General features: G+C 63.8%; 3 protein-coding genes. All 3 read left to right on the forward strand.

Annotated elements, in window-relative coordinates; translation table 11 throughout:
• Positions 1 to 170: 170 nt before the first annotated feature.
• From ACR0ER_RS25415 to ACR0ER_RS25425, 3 genes are read left to right on the forward strand one after another with little or no spacing between them, the layout of a single operon-like run.
• Entirely contained in the window at positions 171 to 2231 is a 2061-nt protein-coding gene (locus ACR0ER_RS25415) for a YjbH domain-containing protein (protein ID WP_480771251.1), read from the forward strand.
• The gene (locus tag ACR0ER_RS25420; protein WP_480771252.1) at positions 2228 to 2881 is read left to right on the forward strand and encodes a YjbF family lipoprotein; all 654 of its coding nucleotides are present in this window, start codon (positions 2228 to 2230) and stop codon (positions 2879 to 2881) included. The genes ACR0ER_RS25415 and ACR0ER_RS25420 overlap by 4 nt, the downstream gene beginning before the upstream one ends.
• Positions 2871 to 4286, forward strand: a complete 1416-nt coding sequence (locus ACR0ER_RS25425) for a polysaccharide biosynthesis/export family protein (protein ID WP_170337378.1) — start codon at positions 2871 to 2873, stop codon at positions 4284 to 4286. Before ACR0ER_RS25420 ends, ACR0ER_RS25425 begins: the two co-directional genes overlap by 11 nt.

The following is a 4286-nucleotide window of genomic DNA, read 5'->3' on the forward strand; positions in this document are numbered from 1 at the left end:
CCCTGATTATTATGAGTGTATTGATTTTGGGTTTGTCAGAGGGGTTGATTGAAGGATTTGGCGGCGAATTGGCGAGGGACGTTGTTTGGAAAAGCCGTTAATCAAGCGCCGGAATAAAGTGGTCATCTGACGTGAAGATTCGAGCGGTATCGGCAAGGCGGAAAGGTCTGGTGGCCTTGGTGTGCGCGGTTGCGACAGGCATGGCGCAGGCGCAGTCTGTGTCGACCTATGGCACCCCCGGCCTGCTCGAGACCCCGACCGCCGAGATGTTCGAGGATGGCACGCTGGTCTTCACCGGTGCCGGGCTGCGCAATACCGGGCGGGCGACGATGACCTTTCAGATGCTGCCCTGGGTGCATGGCAGTTTTCGCTATGCGGTGATCGACAAGCTGGATGGCCCCGATACCACGCGCTATGACCGCAGCTTTGACCTGCACTTCCGGCTGCGCGAAGAAAGCAGGCACGGGCCGGCCATCGTGATGGGGCTGCGCGATTTCGGCGGCACCGGCATCTATGCTGCGGAATATGTCGTGGCGACCAAGACCTTTCAGGATCGGTTCAAGCTGACCGGCGGCATCGGCTGGGGGCGCATGGCGGGGCGCGGCGCATTCTCGAACCCGCTGGGCGTATTCGGCAGCCGGTTCGATACCCGGCCCGCTTCGAACTCGAACGGTCAGGGCGGTGAAGTGGAGTTCGGCAACTGGTTTCGCGGCGACGCGGCCCTGTTTGGCGGTGCCAGCTGGCAATATAATGACCGGCTGACCTTTCTGGCCGAGTATTCGCCGGATCTTTATACCCGGGAAGCCACCAATGACAGTCTCAGGATCAAATCGCCAATCAATGTCGGGCTGCAATACCGGTTCAAAAACGGGTCGCAACTGACCACATCCTATCTCTATGGCACCACGCTGGGGCTGACCTACAGCTATTTCATCGACCCGCGCAAAGCGGTGACACCGGGCGGACAAGGCGCTGCGCCGCCGCCCCTGCGGCCCGAATCCCAGGTCGCCGCCGCCACCGCGGACCGCGCGCCCGGCGATATCCGGGCGCAGTTGCAGACCGCGCTGGCACAGGAAGGGCTGCGGCTGGTCTACCTGTCCGAGACCGGCGACACCGTCCGGGTCGGGGTCGAGAACAATCGCTATGGCCAAGCTGCCCAGGCGCTGGGGCGCACCGCCCGGGTGCTGGCCAATGAAGAACCGCCGCAGGCGGAACATTTCGACATCGCGCTGATGTCGAACGGGGTGCCGCTGAGCGCGGTGCGGATCAACCGCGGCGATCTCTATGAGCTGGAGCACGACCCCGACAATGCCTGGCGCAGCTTTGCCCGGGCTCAGATCTCGGACACGATCCCGCTGGTGCAGGGCGGTATCCTCAGCGATGCCTATCCGCATTTTTCCTACCGGTTCGGGCCTTATCTGAACTTTTCCTTCTTCGACCCCGACGAGCCGCTGCGCTATGAACTGGGGGCGGCGCTGGGGCTGGACTACACGCTCTTGCCCGGCTTTACCCTGTCGACCGAACTGCGTCAGCCGATCCTCAGCACGCTGGACGACAGCACCCGGATCTCGGATTCGACCCTGCCGCATGTGCGCTCGGACTGGGCGATCTATGCCCGCGAATCCAACCTGCGCGTCGAGCATATGACCGCCGAGTACATGTGGCGGCCGGGCACAGACCTCTATGCCCGCACCACGCTGGGCTATCTGGAAACTATGTTTGGCGGGCTGTCGACCGAGTTGCTGTGGTATCCCACCGACAGCCGTCTGGCCCTGGGGGTCGAGGCCAACTACGTCGCCCAACGCGACTTTGACGTGCTGTTCGGCTTTCAGGATTACAACGTCGCCACCGGCCATGTCTCGGCCTATTACGATCTGCCGGGTGAGTATCACGCACAGGTCGATGTCGGGCGTTATCTGGCAGGCGACTATGGCGCCACATTCACCCTGGACCGAGAATTCAACAACGGCTTCAAGGTGGGGGCCTTCTTTACCCTGACCAATGTCAGCTCCGAGGAGTTCGGCGAAGGCTCGTTCGACAAGGGCATCCGGCTGGAGATTCCCATCTCATGGCTGACCGGCCGCCCGTCGCGCAACAAGTTGGCCCAGACCATCCGGCCCGTCCTGCGCGACGGCGGCGCGCGGCTGCATGTGCGCAACCGGCTTTACGAAGTGACCCGCGAGGCCCGCGCCCAGGACCTGTCCCGCGGCTGGGGGAGGTTCTGGCGATGAAGGTCCTGCGCCGCCCTGCCCTGCTGGCCCTGATGGCCCTGCTGCTGATCTCCTGCGGCGACGTGCAGGAGGATGTCGAGCTGCTGAAAGGCGCTCTGTTTCCCAGCGCCCCGCGCTTCCACCCCCGCGCCGAGGCGTTGGCGGCGCGCCGCCCGATCCCGCCCCGGCTCGAGGTCGGCTTCCCCAGCCGCGATCTGGCCGGCGTCATGCTGCTGGAAACCGAGCGCGAAGGCGTGCAGACCTGGCTGACCGCGGATGGGGCCACCATCACGCTGGAACAGGGGCTGCTGACCTCGGCCATCGGCTTTGGCGGTGGCTTGTCCGGCTCGGATCTGCACCAGAGCGCCGCGCTGATCCTGAATGGGGGTGAAGGACAGGTCGAACGCTTCCACAGCTTTCTCAACGGCGATGACGAGATCGAGCTGCACGCCTATAAATGCCGGATCTCCGCGCTGGGATCCGAGACGGTGGTGCTGGGCGGCATCCCTGTCGCCACGCAAAAGCGGCAGGAAGACTGTTATGGGGTGGCCCAGCAGTTCAGCAACATTTACTGGGTGCAGGACAGCACCGGCCAGATCGTCCAGTCCTCGCAATGGACCGGCGATTTTCTGGGCAACATGTTCATAAAGGCTGTGCCCGATGATAGGTAAGATTTTGAACAGCAGAGGATGCATCGTGCGCCACACTTCCCTTTTCCTCAGCGCGCTGGCCGTCACCGGCCTGATCGCCGGATGCTCGACCATCTACCGCAGCCCCTCGGTGACTGCGGGCGTGTCGGATGCCGGCAAGGTCCGCGTCGTGCCGGTGACGCCCGAGACCGTGCTGGTCGCCAACCGTTCACCCTATTCGCCCAAAACCCTGCCCTCAGTGTTTGCACTGTCGGCGGGATCAGGCTCGTCCAGCAGCCTGCGCGGCACCGGCCCCCTGCCCGAGGCGCCCTCGACCCAGGACGGATCGCGCGCAGGTCTGCAACTGGATCCGCCGCCGCAGGTCAACCCCGGCCCCTATACCATCGGCATCGGCGACGTGCTGGTGCTGTCCACGCCCTCGACCCAAGGCACCGCCGGCGAGCTGTCCGGCCTCTTGGCCGCGCAGAACAGCCGCAACGGCTATACCGTGCAGGATGACGGCTCGATCAACATCCCCGATGTCGGCCGCGTGCGCCTCGTTGGCCTGACCGTGGACGAGGCCGAGGCGCTGCTGTTCCAGCGTCTGGTGGAAAACCAGATCGACCCCACCTTCAGCCTGGAAATTGCCGAGTTCAATTCCCGCCGCGTCTCGGTCGGTGGCGCGGTCGGCCAGCCCGGCGTGCAGCCGATCACCCTGACCCAGCTGACATTGGGTGAGGCGCTCTCGGCCGCCGGTTCCGTCTCGGTCAGCGATATCGACAATTCCTCGGTGCGCATCTACCGCGATGGCAATGTCTATCAGATCCCGCTGGAAGACCTTTATTCCCGCACCGCGCTGCAGAACCTCAACCTGATCGCCGACGACTCGGTCTTTGTCGACACCGACTATGACCTCGACCGCGCCGAGCGCTACTTTGCCCAGCAGATCGCCCTGCGCGAGACCGTGCTGGAAGGTCGCCAGACCGCGCTGCAGGAGCTGAATGTCGCCGTCAACCTGCGCCGCGCCGATCTGGATGAACGCCGCAACAACTTCGTGCAATCCATCGAGCTGGACGCCGTCGACCGCGATTACGCCTATCTCTCTGGCGAGGTCCGCACCCAGGGCCGCTATGCCCTGCCCTTCAACCACGCCGCCACCCTGGCCGATGCGCTTTACGACACCGGCGGCGGGGTCGCCAAGGAAACCGGCGACGCGTCGGAAGTCTACGTCCTGCGCGCCGCCCAGGACCCACGAGAGTTCGGCGCCGTCACCGCATGGCACCTCGACACAACAAACGCCGCACACCTCACACTCGCCGCCCAATTCGAACTCAGATCAAACGACATCATCTTCATCGCTGAAAACCCCGTCACAAAATGGGGCAGAACTATCTCTCAAATCACACCCTCAATCATTACAACACCCATAAACGCCGCAGTGAATTGA

This window comes from Ruegeria sp. CH8 (genome assembly GCF_056536985.1).